Below are 17,520 nucleotides of genomic sequence, written 5' to 3' on the forward strand. Positions count from 1 at the left end.
CGCTCAGGCCGGGAGGAGTTGGCGATCCGTGCTGAGGGACGCCGCCGCCTCGCGGGCCCGACGATGCCGCAGGTGGGCGATGGTCGTCAGCGCAACCCCGAATACCGCCCAGCCGAGCAGCACCAGCAGCGAGCCGCCCGCCAGAGCGCCGCCGAAGAACCCGACACCGCGCATCGCGTTGCCGGTAGCGCCGATGGGCAGCCATTGCCCGATCGTTCCCCACGGGTGAGGCAGCCACTGCGACCCGGTTGCGATGCCCGACAACGGGTTTGAGACGAACAGCATCAGGAGCGCGCCGACCAGCAGGCCCGGGTAGCCGAAGAGCGACTCCAGTCCCAGCACCGTCAGTGAGATCGCCGCGATCCCCAGGATCATCGTCAACGCCGCCTCCCAGTAGTTGCCTTCGAGAGTCCCGATCCAGAACTGCAGGATGGCGGTTGCGGCCAGTCCCGCCAAGACCGCGAACGCGATGGAGGCAGTGACCCGCAGCCACCAGCGGCGCTTCAGCAGGGTGGACAGACTGACCGCAGAGGCCATTCCACCGAAGACCAGCGGGAGGCCAAGCGCGGTCAGCCCTGACCCGGCCGGGCCAGCGGAGGGATAAGGCGCCACATCGACGTACGTCACCTTCAGGCCCTGATCGGTCATCGCGGTACCGACCGTGTGCAACAAGGTGACGTACGGCGCCCCGGCCGCCGACGCGGTCTGCACCGTCGCGCCGGACTGGGTCAGGGAGATCCCGCCGACCACCGATCGATCCCGAATAGCTGTCGCCACCTGGGCCGCGTCAGCCTTGCTGATGACGTCGAAGGCACCGGGGTGGGCAGCCGCCAGTGTGCCGACGAACTCGCGCTGTGCCGCCTGGGGTCCGCTCACCGCGATCGGCAGTTGGTCGGGGCCGGAGTGTGCGGCGGGGAGCACCAACGCCAACAACATCAGCGCCACCGCCGCCGTCAGGCCGAGCACCAGCCCGAGAATTCGTCCGCGCGGTGGACCCGCGACCGGTGCTACCTGCTGCGCGGCCGCCGCCGCGTGAACCTCGTGCTTGCCCATCATGCCCTCGCCTAAGTGGAGTATTTTGTTCCGGTTATAACCGGAGCATAATCCTCCGTATAGACTGATGTAAACCCACCCCAGCCAAGGAGTCGTCATGCGCGCCGATGCCGCCGCCAACGCCACGGCCATCACGGCCGCAGCCAGGCAACTGCTCGCCACCCACGGCGCGGACATCCCGCTGAGCGCGGTGGCGCAGCAAGCGGGGGTCGGGATCGCCACGCTCTACCGGCACTTCGGCACTCGGGAGGAGTTGTTCCTGGCCGTCGCCCAGGACCTTCGCGATCAGGCCCTGGCGACCATCGAGCGACACCGCGACCAGCTCAACGACGACCCGGAGAAGGCGTGGAGCAACCTGGTGCACGATCTGGCCAGCACCCGGCCGGGAGCTCTCATCCCGGGGCTACTGGACATCGCGGCCGACGAGTCCCTGCGAGAGGATCTGACCCGGATCCGTGGCGACATCCTGAGTGCGTTCGAAGAGGTGCTGCGCAGCGCGAAGGCAGCCGGCCTGGTCGAGCGCGACCTGTCCGCCGCTCGCTTCCAACTCGGCCTGGCGACCCTGACCCGTCCGCTGCCCGAGCCGCCGCTTCCGGATCTGCCGACGGATGGCCTGGGCGACTGGTTGACCGAGGTGTACCTGCGCGGACTGCGACCACAGCAGCAGTAGGTTGGGACCATGACCACTCCCCCTGCGCCGCAGCAGCCCCCGCTGTACCTGTCCACGACCTTCGATGTCCCTGGTTATCGCATAGCCCGCCCGTTGGGTTTGGTCTGGGGCACGCTGGTGCGGTCGGTCGGGTTCGCCAAGGGCCTGACCGGTGGTTTCAAGTCACTGCGGGCCGGCGAAGTCACCGAATACACCGACGTGGTCAACACCGCGCGCGGCCACGCCGTCGAGCGGCTCACCGAGCATGCCCGGTCGATGGGCGCGAACGCGATTGTCGGCGTACGTTTCGAATCCAGCGAGGTGGCCGACGGACTGGCCGAGATCCTCGCCTACGGCACCGCCGTCATCCTCGAACCGTTGCCGACGGACTGAACCCGCTCAACGCACGTCCCAGCGAAAGACTCGGGACGCGACGAGGGCCAGCACCACCGCGAACGCCAGCATGACCAGGATGGGTACGACGATCGCGGACGGACCCTGCCCCCGCACCATCACATCGAGCATGCCCTCGTTGAGATACCGCAACGGGAAGGCGTGGCTGATCGTGCGGATCCACTGCGGTGCCTGATCCAACGGGATGAAGGTGCCGGACAGGAACGCCATCGGCAGCACGATCAGGTTGGCCAGCCCGGAAGCGGACTCCTCGGTTTTCGCGAACGACCCGACCAGCAGCCCGATCGCGAGGAAGGCGAGGGTGCCGACCATGATCAGCGGGATGATCAGGGGCCACCACCCGGTCAGCCTCAGTCCGAAGACCGCCACCGCAAGCCCGATGAAGATGGCTGCCTGACCCAGCGCCACCACGATCGCCACCCCCACCCGGGCCAGCACCACTGCCCAGGTGGGAATCGGCGCCAGCCGCAATCGGCGCAACATACCGCTCTTGCGCCAGGCCACCAGATTGATCGCGGCACCGAATGTGGCGCCCATGGCGATCGCCCAGCCCAGAATGCCGGGCGTGACGTACTGGATCGGTTTGAGCGAACTGTCCTCCACGGTCATGGTTTCCAGCCGGGTCGCTGGCGGTTTACCAGTCGCCGCGAGGTTGCTGGCGTTCACGAAGGATGACATCAGACCCTGCACCTGAGCGGCCTTCGTCTGACTCGCCGCCGAGTAGGTCAGGACCAGAGTGTCGCCGTCCTGCCAAACGGCGGCGTCCTTGTCTCCTGTGCGCACCTGCTGCTGTGCCGCGGTTCGGTCCGTGGCTTGAGTGACCTCCAGGGTGTCCTTCAGCGCAGCCCGCGTCTGACCGGTGGCGTGATCGAACAGACTCACCGGGCCGACCTGCACCACCGAGACCTTGCTCACCCCGTTCCCGGTGAACACACCGCCGAAGAGCACCAGGAAGATCAACGGGAACAGGATGGTCCAAAACAGCGTCATCCGGTCGCGGTAGAAGCCCTTGAACATCGCCGCGGACAGCGAGCGCAGCGCGCTCATGCTCGGTACTCCCGGCCGGTGAGGTCCAAGAAGACGTCCTCGAGTGTCGCTCCGCGCACCCGAAGGCCGTCGAGCGCCTCGCGCTGTCCGAGGGCACCCAGCACGGTCGGTGCTTGGCGGGTGATCAACGTCAGTGTCGCCTCATCCGGCTGCACGGCATCGACTCCCGGCAACGCCTGCGCATCGGCCGCACTGATCGCGTCCGGCCGCAGGATGATGCGGGTCGGTGCGTCCAGGCCGGCCACCAACCGCGCCGGCGCATCCAGGGCCAGCAACCGGCCGTGGTCCACGATCGCCACCCGGTCGCACAACTGCTCGGCCTCTTCCATGGAGTGGGTGGTCAGCATCACCGTGCGTCCTTCGGCGTGCAACCCGAGAAGGAAGTCCCACAGATTGCGTCGGGCCTGCGGATCCAGCGCCGACGTCGGCTCGTCCAGGAAGACCACCTGCGGGTCGTGCACCAAGGCGCAGGCGATCGACAGTCGCTGGGCCTGACCACCGGAGAGCTTCTCGACCGGCGCGTCTGCCTTGTCGACCAGCCCAACCTGCTCCAGCAACAGGTCCACCCGGTCCCGACCCACCCCGTACAGCGCGGCGAACGTCGCCAATTGCTCACGGGCTGTAAGGCGTTCGAAGAACGCCGAAGACTGCATCTGAACCCCGATCCGCGCGCACAGCTGCGGATCGCGACGATAGGGGTCGTACCCGTCGATGCGAACACTCCCCGCGTCGGGCCTGCGCAACCCCTCGATGGTCTCCAGCATCGTGGTCTTGCCGGCGCCGTTGGGTCCCAGGAGGCCGAAGAACTCTCCGGCACCGACACCGAAGGTGACGTCGTCTACGGCCCGCAGGTCGCCGTACGTGACAGTGAGATGATCGACCTCGATCTGGGCTCCCATGCCGGACAGTCAATCAGCCGGTTGTCCGGCCCACCCGTGACGAATGTCAGGCTCACGCGGTGGCGGCCGCCAACTGGCCACAGGCACCATCGATCTCGGAGCCTCGGGTGTCCCGGATCGTCGTCGGAATCCCATGTGCGCGTAGGCGTTCCACGAACTGCTGCTCCACACCCTTGCGCGACGCGGTCCACTTCGAGCCGGGCGTGGGGTTCAGCGGGATCGGGTTGACGTGCACCCAGCCCTTGCCGCGCGCGGCCAGCTTCTCCCCCAACAGGCCTGCCCGCCACGCCTGGTCGTTGATGTCCTTGATCAGGGCGTACTCGATCGACACTCGCCGGCCGGTCGTCTCGAAGTACCGGTGCGCCGCGTCGAGCGCCTCATCGACCTTCCAGCGGGTGTTGATCGGGACGAGTTCGTCACGCAGTTCGTCATCGGGAGCATGCAGCGACAGCGCCAAGGTGACCGGAATGCCCTCGGCAGCCAGTTTGTCGATCGCCGGCACCAGACCAACCGTCGACATCGTGATGCCGCGAGCGCTCATCCCCAGACCCTCCGGAGGCGGTGCGACCAAGCGCTTGATCGCGTTGATCGCCTGGCGGTAGTTGGCCAGCGCCTCCCCCATGCCCATGAAAACGACATTCGATACGCGTACGGCGCTGGCCTGGTCCTGCGCGTCGACGCCGGCGATCTGCCCCGACCGCAGCATCCGGACGCCGTAAACGACCTGCTCGACGATCTCCGCCGTGGTCAGGTTGCGGGTCAGACCCTCCTGGCCGGTAGCGCAGAACGGGCAGTTCATCCCGCACCCGGCCTGGCTGGAGATACACATCGTGACCCGGCCGGGGTAGCGCATCAGCACCGACTCCACCAAAGCGCCGTCGAAGAGCCGGAAGACCTGCTTGACCGTCTGACCCTGGTCGGCCTCCAGGGTTCGGATGCTGGTCAGCAGCGGCGGCAGCATCTGGTCGACCATCTGCTGGCGGGTGTCCGCCGGCAGGTCGGTCATCTGCGCGGGGTCGACGGTGCAATGCTCGAAGTAGTGCGTCGACAATTGCTTGGCCCGAAAGCCGGGGTAGCCCAACTCCTTCATCGCGTCCACGCGCCCGGCCATCTCCAGATCGGCCAGATGCACCGGCGGTTTTCCCCGGCGCGGCGCGTTGAACGTCAGCTGCCCGGGGATGGGTCGACCGACCGTGGGCGTCGGCAAAGGAGTCTCGGACACCCCTTGAGTCTACGGACTGTCAGCTGGGGACCAGGACCGTGAGGATCGCCCACACCACCGGCACCGAGACCAGCAGGGAGTCCAGGCGGTCCATCAGCCCACCGTGCCCCGGGATCAGGTTGCTCATGTCCTTGACGCCGAGGTCGCGCTTGATGACCGACTCACACAGATCACCGATGGTGGCGGTGACCACGACACACGCTCCGAGCAGGAGGCCGACCCACCAACGGCCGTGCAACAAGAGGGTCACCGTGAAGACGCCACCGATCAGACAGGCGGTCGCGGAGCCGGCGAAGCCCTCCCACGACTTCTTGGGTGACACCGACGGTGCCATCGGATGCTTTCCGAAGACCACACCGACGGCGTAGCCGCCGATATCGCTGCAGATGACCACCAGGATGAAGGTGGCGATCCGCAGGTCGCCGTCCTCCGGCTTCAGCAGCAGTGCCGCGAAGCCCACCAACGCCGGCACGTACAACGTGATCAGCGCACCAACGGCCGCGTTCCGCTGCGCATTCGCGTGCGGGACGATCGACGCCTCGACGATCACGGCGACCAACACCAGAACGATCGCGCTGGCGAACGCGTCCTTGCCCCACACGTAGGCGACGACCGGGATCAGCACACTCCCGGCGTACGTGCTGATCACCGGCGGCTGGAAGTCCCGGTGCGCCATCGCCCGGTGCAGTTCCCAGACAGCCACCGCGGAGGCCGCGCAGGCCACCGCGAGGAAGATCTCCTTGCGGGTGAACAGCGAGATCAGCACCAGCAATCCCAGCCCGATGCCGACCCCGACCGCGGCGTAGAGGTTGCGACCGGCCCGTGGCGTGGGATTGGGCGCGGTCGGTGCAGCTGGTGACGCCTCGGTCTGCTCGCGACGCCGACGACGCGTCGCCGGATCGCGATGCGGTTGGTTCATGGCCGCGGGTCAGACCTCGAGGAGTTCGGATTCCTTGCCCTTGAGCAGGTCATCGACGACGTCCACGTACTTCTTGGTGGTCGACTCCAGCTCCTTCTCGCCGCGAGTGCCTTCGTCCTCGCCGATGTCGCCGTCCTTGACCAGCTTGTCGATCTCTTCCTTGGCCTTGCGACGAATGTTGCGGATCGCGATCTTGGCGTCCTCACCCTTGGCCCGGGCCAACTTGATGTAGTCGCGCCGACGGTCCTCGGTCAGGCTGGGCAGGATCACCCGGATGATGTTGCCGTCGTTGCTCGGGTTGACGCCGAGGTCGGACTCACGCAGCGACTTCTCGATCGCCGCCATGGCCGACTTGTCGAACGGCTGGATCAGCACGGTGCGCGCTTCGGGCGTCTGGAAGGAGGCCAGCTGCTGCAACGGGGTCGGCGCACCGTAGTAGTCGACAGTCAGCTTGTTGAACATTGCGGCGCTCGCCCGCCCGGTCCGGATGGCCGAGAAGTCCTCCTTGGCGACCTCGACCGCCTTGTCCATCTTCTCTTCGGCCTCAAGCAGGCTCTCGTCGACGCTGTCGCTCATGGGACTGATACTCCTTGGTTATACGTTCTGGTGCCACCGGCGGCCGGATCGTTGGCGGACTCAGTCCGCGGTGACCAACGTTCCGATCTTCTCACCCCGCAGGGCGCGGGTGATGTTGCCCTCGCCGTCCATGCTGAACACCCGCATCGTCAGCTTGTTGTCCATGCACAGGCTGAACGCGGCGGCGTCGACCACTCGCAGGTTGCGAGTGAGCGCCTCGTCGTAGGTCAGGGTGTCCAGTTTGGTCGCGGCCGGGTCGAGCTTCGGGTCGGCGGTGTAGATGCCGTCGACCCCGTTTTTGGCGTAGAGCACCGCGTCGCACTTGATTTCCAGGGCCCGTTGGGCGCTGACGGTGTCGGTGGAGAAGAACGGCATCCCGGCGCCGGCACCGAAGATCACGACGCGGCCCTTCTCCATGTGCCGGATCGCCCGGCGCGGAATATACGGCTCGGCGACCTGCCCCATCGTGATCGCAGTCTGCACCCGGGTGTCGACGCCTTCTTTTTCCAGAAAGTCCTGCAGCGCAAGACAGTTCATGACGGTGCCCAACATGCCCATGTAGTCGGCCCGAGCCCGGTCCATCCCCTTGGTCTGCAGTTCGGCACCTCGAAAGAAGTTGCCGCCGCCGATCACGATGCCCACCTGCACGCCGCTGCGGACGGCTTCGGCGATCTGCGCGGCGATCTGTCGGACCACCTCCGGGTCCAAGCCGACCGTGCCACCGCCGAACACCTCGCCGGAGAGTTTGAGAAGAACCCGGTTGTACGGCGTTGAAACGGTCTGCTCGGTCACGGTGCCTCCCAGCGGGGTGATGCGCGGTCGCGCAATCTTTCCATAGGTCGGCCCGCGGTGGCTTCCTCGGGGCACTCAGCCCGGTCTCGCCGTACTCCCCCGCTCGATCAACCGGATCTCGCTGGTGTGGATCAGCGAGGGATCCTGACGTCGCCCGCGCAGAGCGGGCAACAGGATCTCCGCCGCGGCCAGTCCCTGACCCACGACATCCTGCCGGACGGTGCTGACGTCCAGCACGTCCGAGAACGGATGGTCATCGATTCCGACGACCGACAGATCCGAGGGCACCTGCACGCCTAGGCGGCGCGCAGCGTTCATCACCCCGAAGGCCATCTCGTCCGAACCGACCACCAGCGCGGTCGGCCGCTGCGCTCGGGTGAGCAGGGTCGTCGCATCACGGAAGGCGTCGTCCATGGTCCAGTCCGAGCCAAGGACCCACGCGGAACGCACAGAGATCCCGTGCTCGGTCAGCACCTCGGAGAATGCCTCGAACCGATGGGCGGGGGTCGTCAGTCCGGCCGATTGCGGAGGTACTCGACCGACGTACCCGATCCGTGTGTGCCCCAGGGCAACCACGTGTTCGGTCGCCAGGCGGGCGGCAGCGGCATCGTCGATGCGGACCAACGGTCGCCCGGGCACCCGGGTCCCGACGGATACCAGAGGGATTCCGAGTCGATCGATCAGTGCCGTCTCGGCGCCGGTGACCGCGATGTTGACCGTGATGATGCCGTCCAGGCGCTTGGCCAACATGTCCGAGGTCAGCGGCAGACGCTTCTCGTGCTGACCCTGTTGCTCGAGGTCCAGGAGCATCACCTGGTAGCCCTCGGCGCGCACCCGCCGCGCAATCGACGAGAGCACGGTCGCAAAGAACCACCGATCCCCGAAGGGCACCGCGACCCCGATGACGCCGGTCCGGCCGGAGGCGAGCGAACTGGCCGAGGGCGAGGCCACGTAGTGCAGTTCGTCCGCGGCGGCGAAAACCCGCTCCCGGGTGGTCTCGTTGACCCGGTCCAGACCGCGCAGCGCCCGCGAGACCGTGGCCACCGACACCCCCGCCGCGGCTGCGACGTCGTGGATGGTCGCGTGGCCTCGAGACCGGCCGGCGCTGCTGCGACTGGCGTTGGGATCCATCAGCCCTTGGTACCACCGGCGAGCAGACCGCGGACGAAGTAGCGCTGCAGTGCGAGGAAGACGACAACCGGGATGATGATCGAGATGAAGGCACCTGCGCTCACCAAGTACCACTGACTACCCCAGTTGCCCTGCAACTGGTTCAGGGCCATGGTCAACGGTGCGTTCTCCGGCGCACCGCCCAGCATCGTCAATGCCACCAGCAGGTCGTTCCAGACCCACAGGAACTGGAAGATGCCGAACGCTGCGAGAGCCGGCACGATCAGCGGTAGCACGACCTGGAAGAAGATCCGCACGTGCCCCGCACCATCGACGCGGGCCGCCTCCAGGAGCGAACCGGGGATCTCCTTCATGAAGTTGTGCAGCAGGTAGACCGCAAGCGGTAGCGCGAACGCCGTGTGCGAGAGCCACAGCGACCAGTAGGTACCGCCCAGGCCAACGTCCTGGAACATCAGGGTCAGCGGCACCAGGGCGATCTGCAGCGGAACGATCTGCAGCGCAAAGACGCCCACGAACAGCCAGTCCCGGAACGGGAACTTGATCCAGGCGAACGCGTACGCGGCCAGCGATGCCAGCAACAGGGGTAGGAGCACCGAGGGGATGACGATGACGATCGAGTTGATGAAGAAGTTCGACAACGCATTCGTCGGGTTGCCGGCACCGTTCAGCGCCTGCTTGTAGTTGTCCAGCGTGAACGGCCCGAACAGACCGTGCCACCAACCGGTGTTGTTGATGTCGCTCTGGTTGCGGAAGGAGGTGACGAACAGGCCGATGGTCGGGATCGTCCACAGGATCGCCATGACGATCGCGACGACCGATGCCCACGGCGAACTGACCGCTTTGGCCGCATCGCCGACCGCGGACTTGCGCCCGAACCGGGAGCCTTTCGAGCCCTCGGGAAGCTGGGCGGGGATGGGGGTGACGTTGGTCATCAGGCGTCCTTCCGCATCTGACGGACGTTGAAGATGATGATCGGCAACACCAGGACGAAGATCAGGATGGCCAGGACGGCGCCGAGCCCGGGTTGCTGGGTGACGAAGGTGCGGCGGTAGAACTCGTTGGCCAGCACTGAGTCCCCGCCGGTGCCACCGTCGTTGGCCTGCACGATGTCGAAGGCTTTCAACGTCGCGATGGCGATCGTGGTGGTGACCAGGATGACGGCGGAGCGGATGCTCGGCAGCGTCACGTAGCGGAACATCTTGAAGCCACCGACGCCGTCGAGTTTCGCCGCTTCGACGATCTCGTCGGGAATCGCCTTGATCGCGGCCGACAGCACGGTCATCGCGAAGCCCGCCTGGATCCAGATCATGATGACGATCAGGAAGAGCGTGTTCCAGGGGACGGCGTTCAAGAAGTCGAACGGGTTCAGGCCGACACCGGTCAGGATGGCATTGAGTACACCGATCTGGGTGCCACCGGGATCACCGTTGAAGGCGTAAACGAACTTCCAGATCAGCGTGGCACCGACCATGGAGATCGCCATCGGCAGGAAGATCAGTGACTTCGCGAAAGCCTCGCCGCGGGCCCGGTCGATCAGCACTGCGTACAGCAGGCCGAGTCCGGTTGCGATGGTGGGCACGAGGATGACCCACAGCGCGGTGTTGCGGAACACCTCACCAAGACCTGGGGTGGTGAAGAGCTTCTGGAAGTTACGCAGGCCGACGTACGGCGCGTAGCCGATGCTCGTGTCGATGAACTGACCGCCGTAGAACGCCCGGCGCACCGTGAGGATCGCCGGGTAGATCAGACCGACGACCAGCAGGACGATGGTCGGTCCGACGAAAGCTGCGGCCTGGACCTTCTCACCGAGGCGACCCTTGAACAAGGCTGCGATCAAAAGGATCCCGACGAAGACGGCGGCGAACACGAGGATGCCGACGACCATCAGGGTGAGTTTGCCGCCGGTGGTGGTGGGGCCGGCCGCAACAAGGGATACGGGGTTCACGTCGTTCCTTCCGATGTGAACCGGGTGGGCGAAGACGATGGTCTTCGCCCACCCGGTCTTGATCAGTGATCCGGTGCGCTGTGCGCAGGGATCAGTTGGACGGCCAGGACTTCTGGATGTTGTCCAGCGTCTGCTCGTTGCTCTGGCCCATGATCCAGTTGGTCATTTCAGTCCAGAAACTGCCAGCGCCCACCGAGCTCGGCATGAGGTCCGAGGCGTCGAACCGGAAGGCCGTCGCGCTCTGCAGCAGCTTGTAGCTCTCCTGGTCCAGCGGCGAGGTCAGGTTGTTGATGTCCAGGCCCTTGTTGGCGCTGACCCAACCACCGGCCGGGGTTGCCTTGGCCTTGTCGTTGGCCCAGTCGGCCGACGCCAGGAACGCCTGGAACGCCTGCACCTCGGGCGCCTTGCGGAAGGCGACGGTGAACTCGCCGCCACCCTCGACGGGCTTGTCGGAAGCAGCCTGGCCGGGCTCGAAGAACGCCCACACGTCACCATCCGGGCCGACCTTGGTGCCGGTCGGCCAGTTGGCGGCGTAGAACGAGGCCTGCTGCAGCATGGCGCACTGGTCCTTCAGGATCGGCAGACCCGCGTCCTGGAAGGTCGTGGACTTGATGGACTTCACGTCACCGTGGCCACCGTTGACGTAGGCCGGGTTCTTGAAGATGTCGCTGATCTTGTTGAGGGCGTTCAGGACCTTCGGGTCGTTGAACTTCAGCTTGTTGGTGATCCAGTTGTCATAGTCCTCCGGGGAGTTGAAGCGCAGCATCGACTCCTCGAGCCAGTCGGTCGCCGGCCAGCCGGTCGCCGTACCCGAACTGATGCCACCACACCACGGCTTGGTCGTGCTGCCACCGTCGGCGGCGATCTTCTTGGTGAGGGTCATCATCTCGTCCCAGGTGGTGGGGACGGTGTAACCCTTCTCCTTGAAGAACTTCGGGGAGTACCAGACGAACGACTTCACGTTCGCACCCAGCGGCGCGGCGTACACGGTGCCGTTGACGGTGCCGTAGGTCTTCCAGATCGGCTGCCAGCCCTTGTCGATCTCATCAATGACGGTCTGCGGTGCGGGGATCGCCTTACCGGTGGAGACCATGGTCTTGAGCAGACCCGGCTGCGGGATGAAGGCGATGTCCGGCAGGTTGCCGGTCTGCGCGCGCTGGGGAAGGTTCTTCTCGAAGTCGTTGTCACCCTGGTACTTGATGGTGACGCCGGTGCACTCCTCGAACTTCTTGTACGACGCCTGCTGGGCGGCTCCCTCGGGTCCGATGATCGAGGTGTAGACGGTCACCGTCTTGCCCTGCAGCTGCGACTTCATGTCGCACCACTTGGAGTAGTCGGTCTTGTCGATCTGGGATGCGCCGACGGACGTACCGCCACCACCCGCGCCACTGCCGTCGTCTGACGAGCCGCCACAAGCGACCGTGCCGAACGACACCGCAACCAGTCCGGCGAGCGCCGCGACGGTCCGTTTGGAACTGAGAGCCATGCGTCTCTCCCTTTCACATGAATGTGGGTGGCCGAGACGACCAGCCCTCTTCTTTGAGGATGCGACCCTGTGTGTCGGGCCTCACGGAACTGTAAAACCGCTTACACACCCGTGTCGCGGGCCAACGCACATTTTGTAATAACGATTACATAACGTAGGTCACAAGCACCCGCGGTCCTTGCGGGTGAACCGCCGCTGCGATGCTCGGCCTAGCGTCGAGTTGAGCGGGCAGAGAGCCTGCCATCGCCGCAGGTCGCGGCTACACACACGAGGAGTTCATTCGATGACGAACGGCAAGATCGCCTTCCTGACCGCCGCCGAAGGTGTCGAGCGGGTCGAGCTGACCGATCCGTGGCAGGCGGTGACCGACGCCGGATACACCCCGGTGCTGCTGAGCCCGGACGGTGGGGAGGTGCAACTTTTCGACCATTTGGACAAGGCGTCGACGCAGCAGGCTGACGCGAAGGTATCCGCCGCGAACCTCGACGACTTTGCCGCCCTCGTCCTGCCAGGCGGTGTCGCCAACCCCGACGCGCTGCGCCAGGACGAGGATGCCGTGCGATTCGTGCGTCAGTTCGTGACATCCGGTAAGCCCGTCGCTGCGATCTGCCACGCACCGTGGGTGCTGATCGAGGCCGACGTGGTCAGCGGCCGGCAGGTCACCTCGTGGCCGAGCCTGCAAAGCGACCTCTCCAACGCCGGCGGTGAATGGCTCGACCAATCGGTGGTGATCGACGGCAACCTGATCACCAGCCGCAAACCCGACGACCTGCCCGACTTCGACAAGGAACTGCTGCGCGCCCTCGAGAGCGCCACCCTGACCTGACGTTCGTCGACAACACCGACCCGAGACACACGTACGCCGCCCGCTCAGGTGAGCGGGCGGCGTACATTCTCGTCTCGCTAGGTGTAGTGCCCCGCCAGGTTGGGTACGCGGTCTGCGGGTGAGCCACCTTTGAGCGCGGTGTGTGCGCGGTGGTGATTGTAGATGTGCAGGAAGTCCTCGTACGCGGCGGCGCGTTCGGTCTCGCTGGTGTAGGGGCGGGCGTAGGCCCACTCCTCGGTCAGGGTCCGGTTGAACCGCTCGACTTTCCCGTTGGTTTTCGGGGTGTAGGGGCGGGTGCGTTTATGGGTGATCCCATGGTCCTGCAGCATGTTCCGGAATAGGTGGGAGCGGTAACAGGACCCGTTGTCGGTCATCACCCGGTCCGTGGTGATCCCGACCTGCGCGAAGTGCGCCACCGCCCGTTGCATGAACGCGGTCGCGGTCTCCTTCTTCTCATCGGCCAGGATCTCTGAGTAGGCGTACCGGGAGTGGTCATCGACCGCGTGGTGCAGGTAGGCATACCCCCGCCCACTGCTGGAGGTAGCACGGGAGTTAGCTTTCCCCGCAGCGCGGCCATGGACCCGGTGTCCACCCCCATCGGGGATGCGGCCCAGCTTCTTGATGTCCACGTGGACCAAATCACCCGGGGCGTCGCGTTCGTAGCGCACCACCTTTCGACGACCGGCCCGTACCGGGGCACCAGTGGCCGGGTCCGTCCAGGACAACCGAAGACACCGGTACCGGGTCAGGATGCGGTGCACCGTGGCCGGATTCATCCCCAGGTGGTAGGCGATCCGGGCCGGCCCCCACCGCCGCGAAACCCGTAACCCCAGGACTCGCCGTTCCCGGCGCCTACTGGTGCGGTGCGGACATGACTGGGGCCGGCTGGGACGATCGCACATCCCCGCCGCACCATGCTGGCGGTACCGGGCCGCCCAGCGGTGCGCGGTGGTGACCGAGACCCCGAACCGGTCTGCGGCCCGCCGCAACGGCCACCCATCGTCCACCACGCACCGCGCCAGGCGCAGGCGACCAGTCGCAGAAAGCGGGGCATTAGCGTGGACCATGAGGACCTCCGGGTTTGGGGATGTGTTTGCTTCGTCGCTTCACACCTCACCCGGAGGTCTTCCTCAAGTCACGCCGACAGGCCGAGAACCGTTCCTAACGTCCCGGGGCAGTACAGCTAGGTCAGACGCTGTACCCTCTCGGCGCCTTCCCTGCGCACTCCCCCTCCGCCGCCGACTCGGCTAGCGCCTCGTCGACAACTCCGGGCTCGCGCTTGGTCAAACGCCGACCTTGAAGCGGGCGAAGCCCGTCACAGAAATGCCAGCCTCTTCGGCGACCTTGCCGACGGTCTTCTTCGGCTCCTTGGCGTGCGGCTGCTCCAACAGGACGTTGTCCTTCAGGAAGCCGTTCACCCGGCCCTCGATGATCTTGGGCAGCGCCCGCTCCGGCTTGCCTTCCTCGCGCGCGGTCGCCTCAGCCAACTCGCGCTCCTTGGCGATGACGGCCTCGGGGATCTCGGCGCGGGTCAGCGCGGTCGGGCTGAACGCGGCGATGTGCATCGCGATGTCGCGGGCAGCCTGCTCGTGGTCACCGGTAACGGCCAGCAGCACACCGATCTGCGCAGGCAGGTCGGGGCTGGTCTTGTGCAGGTAGGACACGACGGTCTCACCGTGCACGCGCGCCACCCGGCGGACCTCGATCTTCTCGCCGATGGTGGCGTTGGCCTCGTCGACGATCTCCTGCACGGAGCGACCGTCCAGGTCGGCCTTCAGCAGCGCGTCGACGGTGTTGGCCTCGGTCGCAACCGCGATCGCCAGAACCTTGTCGGCCAGGGCGATGAACGGTTCGCTCTTGGCCACGAAGTCGGTCTCGCAGGCAACCTCGACCAGCGTGCCGGACTCGCCGGCGGTGTGCGCCGTGACCAAACCGTTGGTGGCCGAGCGGCCTTCGCGCTTGGTGACGCCCTTCAGGCCCTTGATACGCAGGATCTCAACGGCCTTGGCCTGGTCGCCATCGGCCTCGTCGAGCGCCTTCTTGACATCGAGCATGCCGGCACCGGTGCGCTCACGCAGCGCCTTGATGTCAGCGGCGGTGTAGTTCGCCATGAGTTCAGTGACTCCTTCGTCAGCAATGTGGAATCAGATGCGGGGGCACCCCCGCATGACCACGGCCCGCACCGAGGTGCGGACCGTGGCGAGGCGTTATCAGGCCTCGGTGGTTTCTTCGGCGGCCTCGGTGGTTTCTTCGGCGGCCTCGACGGTCGCCGCGGCGACACCCTCGTTGCCACCGTCGACAGCGGCGGTCTCAGCGGCCGCCTTGTCGATCTGGCTCGGGCCAGCGGCCGTGTCCGTGTCGGCAGCGGCCTGCTCGGACTCCAGCAGCTCGCGCTCCCACTCGGCCATCGGCTCGGCCTCGTCGCCCTCACCCGAACGGCCCTTGGAGCGGTCGATCAGACCAGCGGCGACGGCGTCGGCAACCACGCGGGTCAGCAAGGTGACGGAGCGGATCGCGTCGTCGTTGCCCGGAATCTTGTAGTCGACCTCGTCGGGGTCGCAGTTGGTGTCCAGGATCGCGATGACCGGGATGTTGAGCTTGCGGGCCTCGGTGACGGCCAGGTGCTCCTTCTTGGTGTCGACGACCCAGATCGCCGACGGCACCTTGGTCATGTCGCGGATACCGCCGAGGGTGCGCTGCAACTTGTCCTTCTCGCGCTTCATCACGAGAAGTTCCTTCTTGGTGCGACCGGAACCAGCGACATCGTCGTAATCGATGTTCTCCAGCTCCTTCAAACGCGCCAGGCGCTTGGAGACGGTGCCGAAGTTGGTGAGCATGCCGCCCAACCAGCGGTGGTTCACGTACGGCATGCCGACGCGGGTGGCCTGCTCGGCGATCGACTCCTGCGCCTGCTTCTTGGTGCCAACGAACAGCACCGTGCCGCCGTGCTGGACGGTCTGGCGGATGAATTCGTACGCGTCGTTGAGGTAGGTCAGCGACTGCTGCAGGTCAATGATGTAGATGCCATTGCGCTCGGTCATGATGAAGCGCTTCATCTTGGGGTTCCAGCGACGGGTCTGGTGCCCGAAGTGGACGCCGCTCTCCAGGAGCTGGCGCATTGTGACGACGGCCATGCCGAAGTCCTTCCGTTAGTCGTTTCAGTTGGCTGCGACCCGCTCAGTCCGTAAAGACCGGTGGAGCCGCCCTGGCGTCCTGCCGTTTCGCGCTGACCCGTAGGTCAGACTGGTGCTACCGCGGCCCGGATCGAGACCCGGAGAAGGACACGCGAATTCGGCCGATGCCGAAATTCCGACACTGACCGTGCATCTATCGTACGGCGACAGCGGGCTCTGCGACGAATCGGCGCCCCGGGCGCGGCCTAGGCTGACGCTCGTGACAAACCGCCGGCCGCCCATCGCTCCGACTCTGGCCGTTTTCGGCTCGACGATCTTCGGCGAGATGTCCGCGCTCGCCGCACAGGTCGGAGCCGTCAACCTCGGACAGGGCTTCCCGGACACCGACGGACCCGCCGAGGTGCTGCAGGCCGCGCAGGACGCCATCGCCGATGGCTACAACCAGTACCCGCCGGCCCTGGGCTACCCCGTCCTACGCGAAGCGATCGCCAGCCACCAGCAGCGCCATTACGACCTCGATATCGACCCGCAAACCCAGGTCCTGGTCACGGTGGGTGCGACGGAAGCGATCGCGAGCGCCGTACTCGCATTGTGCGAGCCGGGCGATGAGGTGGTCACCTTCGAGCCGTACTACGACTCGTACGCCGCGTGCATAGCCCTGGCGGGCGCCACCCGCCGCACGGTGCCGCTGCGCTTCCCGGACTTCGCGGTCGATGAAGACGCCTTGCGCGCGGCGTTCACCGGGCGCACCCGCCTGGTCCTGCTCAACACCCCGCACAACCCGACGGGCAAGGTCTTCAGCCGCGACGAACTGACCCTGATCGCCGCACTCGCCGCCGAATACGACGCGTACGTCGTGACCGACGAGGTGTACGAGCACCTCACCTTCGATGGCGCCCGGCACCTACCCTTTGCCGCCCTGCCCGGTACCGGGCAGCGCACGATCACCATCTCGTCGGCGGGCAAGACCTTCTCCACGACCGGCTGGAAGGTGGGGTGGCTGACCGGGCCAGCCGAGTTGGTCAGCGCGTGCCGGACGGTCAAACAATTCCTGACGTACGTCGGTAGCGGCCCGTTCCAGCCGGCCATCGCCCTCGGGTTGGACACCCAGGACGACTACGTCACACGGTTCGCGCAGGATCTGGGTCGTAAGCGGGACCTGCTGTCGGCGGGACTGACCGCCGCCGGATTCGAGGTGGCGCGGTCCAACGGCACCTACTTCGTCATCGCCGACGCCGCGCCACTCGGGGTGACCGACGCAATGGACTTCTGCTGGCAGTTGCCGCGTACGCACGGTGTCGCGGCGATCCCGGTGTCCGCCTTCTGCGACGACAAGGACGCCGCACGCACGCTGGTGCGGTTTGCGTTCTGCAAGAAGGACGAGGTGCTGGCCGAGGCCGTGGCCCGCTTGACCCGTGCCTGACCAG

At 66.2% G+C, this 17,520-nt stretch carries 18 protein-coding genes; 4 read left to right on the forward strand and 14 right to left on the reverse strand.

Going from position 1 to position 17,520, the window contains the following annotated elements; genetic code table 11:
• Nucleotides 1–3 precede the first annotated feature (3 nt).
• Nucleotides 4–1,056, reverse strand: coding sequence for an ABC transporter permease (locus DR843_RS09745; protein WP_211310212.1), 1,053 nt, complete (start codon nt 1,054–1,056; stop codon nt 4–6).
• A gap of 94 nt (nt 1,057–1,150) precedes the next feature.
• On the opposite strand from DR843_RS09745, the gene DR843_RS09750 reads away from it, so the two are divergent.
• Both DR843_RS09750 and DR843_RS09755 read left to right on the forward strand, forming a co-directional pair.
• Nucleotides 1,151–1,723: a TetR/AcrR family transcriptional regulator gene (locus DR843_RS09750; RefSeq protein WP_109685397.1), complete on the forward strand. Its 573-nt coding sequence runs from the start codon at nt 1,151–1,153 to the stop codon at nt 1,721–1,723.
• A 9-nt stretch (nt 1,724–1,732) separates the two neighbouring features.
• A complete protein-coding gene (locus DR843_RS09755; protein WP_109685399.1) occupies nt 1,733–2,095 on the forward strand; it encodes a YbjQ family protein in 363 nt (120 codons plus the stop codon).
• Between the two features lie 6 nt (nt 2,096–2,101).
• On the opposite strand, the gene DR843_RS09760 is transcribed toward DR843_RS09755, so the two are convergent.
• The 10 genes from DR843_RS09760 to DR843_RS09805 all read right to left on the reverse strand — a co-directional run bounded on the left by DR843_RS09760 (nt 2,102) and on the right by DR843_RS09805 (nt 12,133).
• Nucleotides 2,102–3,163 (reverse strand): ABC transporter permease, encoded by a 1,062-nt coding sequence (locus DR843_RS09760; protein ID WP_109685401.1) that lies wholly within the window; start codon nt 3,161–3,163, stop codon nt 2,102–2,104.
• A complete protein-coding gene (locus DR843_RS09765; RefSeq protein ID WP_109685403.1) occupies nt 3,160–4,062 on the reverse strand; it encodes an ABC transporter ATP-binding protein in 903 nt (300 codons plus the stop codon). The genes DR843_RS09760 and DR843_RS09765 overlap by 4 nt, the downstream gene beginning before the upstream one ends.
• Before the next feature lie 52 nt (nt 4,063–4,114).
• Nucleotides 4,115–5,284: a dual-specificity RNA methyltransferase RlmN gene (gene rlmN / locus DR843_RS09770; protein ID WP_109685405.1), complete on the reverse strand. Its 1,170-nt coding sequence runs from the start codon at nt 5,282–5,284 to the stop codon at nt 4,115–4,117.
• 19 nt (nt 5,285–5,303) lie between these two features.
• Entirely contained in the window at nt 5,304–6,203 is a 900-nt protein-coding gene (locus DR843_RS09775) for a phosphatidate cytidylyltransferase (RefSeq protein WP_109685407.1), read from the reverse strand.
• 9 nt (nt 6,204–6,212) lie between these two features.
• Nucleotides 6,213–6,779, reverse strand: a complete 567-nt coding sequence (gene frr, locus DR843_RS09780; protein ID WP_109685409.1) for a ribosome recycling factor — start codon at nt 6,777–6,779, stop codon at nt 6,213–6,215.
• Nucleotides 6,780–6,839: 60 nt separating this feature from the next.
• Nucleotides 6,840–7,571, reverse strand: coding sequence for a UMP kinase (gene pyrH, locus DR843_RS09785; protein ID WP_146202549.1), 732 nt, complete (start codon nt 7,569–7,571; stop codon nt 6,840–6,842).
• 75 nt (nt 7,572–7,646) lie between these two features.
• A complete protein-coding gene (locus tag DR843_RS09790) occupies nt 7,647–8,702 on the reverse strand; it encodes a LacI family DNA-binding transcriptional regulator (RefSeq protein WP_109685411.1) in 1,056 nt (351 codons plus the stop codon).
• Nucleotides 8,702–9,634, reverse strand: a complete 933-nt coding sequence (locus DR843_RS09795; protein ID WP_109685413.1) for a carbohydrate ABC transporter permease — start codon at nt 9,632–9,634, stop codon at nt 8,702–8,704. The genes DR843_RS09790 and DR843_RS09795 overlap by 1 nt, the downstream gene beginning before the upstream one ends.
• The gene (locus tag DR843_RS09800) at nt 9,634–10,647 is read right to left on the reverse strand and encodes a carbohydrate ABC transporter permease (protein ID WP_342767175.1); all 1,014 of its coding nucleotides are present in this window, start codon (nt 10,645–10,647) and stop codon (nt 9,634–9,636) included. The genes DR843_RS09795 and DR843_RS09800 overlap by 1 nt, the downstream gene beginning before the upstream one ends.
• Nucleotides 10,648–10,738: 91 nt before the next feature.
• A complete protein-coding gene (locus tag DR843_RS09805; RefSeq protein WP_109685415.1) occupies nt 10,739–12,133 on the reverse strand; it encodes an ABC transporter substrate-binding protein in 1,395 nt (464 codons plus the stop codon).
• A gap of 283 nt (nt 12,134–12,416) precedes the next feature.
• Between DR843_RS09805 and DR843_RS09810 the strand changes: the two genes are divergently transcribed.
• Complete coding sequence (locus DR843_RS09810) at nt 12,417–12,959, forward strand: type 1 glutamine amidotransferase domain-containing protein (protein WP_109685417.1); 543 nt, start codon at nt 12,417–12,419, stop codon at nt 12,957–12,959.
• A gap of 77 nt (nt 12,960–13,036) precedes the next feature.
• Here the strand turns inward: DR843_RS09810 and DR843_RS09815 are convergent, their stop codons facing one another.
• The 3 genes from DR843_RS09815 to rpsB all read right to left on the reverse strand — a co-directional run bounded on the left by DR843_RS09815 (nt 13,037) and on the right by rpsB (nt 16,093).
• Complete coding sequence (locus DR843_RS09815) at nt 13,037–14,026, reverse strand: IS481 family transposase (RefSeq protein WP_109683852.1); 990 nt, start codon at nt 14,024–14,026, stop codon at nt 13,037–13,039.
• Nucleotides 14,027–14,242: 216 nt separating this feature from the next.
• Nucleotides 14,243–15,070 carry a translation elongation factor Ts gene (tsf, locus tag DR843_RS09820; protein WP_109685419.1) on the reverse strand — a complete coding sequence of 276 codons (828 nt, stop codon included), beginning with the start codon at nt 15,068–15,070 and terminating at the stop codon, nt 14,243–14,245.
• A gap of 99 nt (nt 15,071–15,169) precedes the next feature.
• Complete coding sequence (gene rpsB / locus DR843_RS09825; RefSeq protein ID WP_109685421.1) at nt 15,170–16,093, reverse strand: 30S ribosomal protein S2; 924 nt, start codon at nt 16,091–16,093, stop codon at nt 15,170–15,172.
• A 259-nt stretch (nt 16,094–16,352) separates the two neighbouring features.
• Between rpsB and DR843_RS09830 the strand changes: the two genes are divergently transcribed.
• Nucleotides 16,353–17,516, forward strand: a complete 1,164-nt coding sequence (locus DR843_RS09830; RefSeq protein ID WP_281268823.1) for a pyridoxal phosphate-dependent aminotransferase — start codon at nt 16,353–16,355, stop codon at nt 17,514–17,516.
• Nucleotides 17,517–17,520 lie beyond the last annotated feature (4 nt).

This window comes from Branchiibius hedensis (genome assembly GCF_900108585.1).
GTDB lineage: Bacteria > Actinomycetota > Actinomycetes > Actinomycetales > Dermatophilaceae > Branchiibius > Branchiibius hedensis.

Coding starts and splice junctions, on each gene's coding strand:
- DR843_RS09745 (WP_211310212.1), bottom strand. CDS start 1,056: ATGATGGGCAAGCACGAGGTTCACGCGGCGGCGGCCGCGCAGCAGGTA.
- DR843_RS09750 (WP_109685397.1), top strand. CDS start 1,151: ATGCGCGCCGATGCCGCCGCCAACGCCACGGCCATCACGGCCGCAGCC.
- DR843_RS09755 (WP_109685399.1), top strand. CDS start 1,733: ATGACCACTCCCCCTGCGCCGCAGCAGCCCCCGCTGTACCTGTCCACG.
- DR843_RS09760 (WP_109685401.1), bottom strand. CDS start 3,163: ATGAGCGCGCTGCGCTCGCTGTCCGCGGCGATGTTCAAGGGCTTCTAC.
- DR843_RS09765 (WP_109685403.1), bottom strand. CDS start 4,062: ATGGGAGCCCAGATCGAGGTCGATCATCTCACTGTCACGTACGGCGAC.
- DR843_RS09775 (WP_109685407.1), bottom strand. CDS start 6,203: ATGAACCAACCGCATCGCGATCCGGCGACGCGTCGTCGGCGTCGCGAG.
- frr (WP_109685409.1), bottom strand. CDS start 6,779: ATGAGCGACAGCGTCGACGAGAGCCTGCTTGAGGCCGAAGAGAAGATG.
- DR843_RS09790 (WP_109685411.1), bottom strand. CDS start 8,702: ATGGATCCCAACGCCAGTCGCAGCAGCGCCGGCCGGTCTCGAGGCCAC.
- DR843_RS09795 (WP_109685413.1), bottom strand. CDS start 9,634: ATGACCAACGTCACCCCCATCCCCGCCCAGCTTCCCGAGGGCTCGAAA.
- DR843_RS09805 (WP_109685415.1), bottom strand. CDS start 12,133: ATGGCTCTCAGTTCCAAACGGACCGTCGCGGCGCTCGCCGGACTGGTT.
- DR843_RS09810 (WP_109685417.1), top strand. CDS start 12,417: ATGACGAACGGCAAGATCGCCTTCCTGACCGCCGCCGAAGGTGTCGAG.
- DR843_RS09815 (WP_109683852.1), bottom strand. CDS start 14,026: ATGGTCCACGCTAATGCCCCGCTTTCTGCGACTGGTCGCCTGCGCCTG.
- tsf (WP_109685419.1), bottom strand. CDS start 15,070: ATGGCGAACTACACCGCCGCTGACATCAAGGCGCTGCGTGAGCGCACC.
- rpsB (WP_109685421.1), bottom strand. CDS start 16,093: ATGGCCGTCGTCACAATGCGCCAGCTCCTGGAGAGCGGCGTCCACTTC.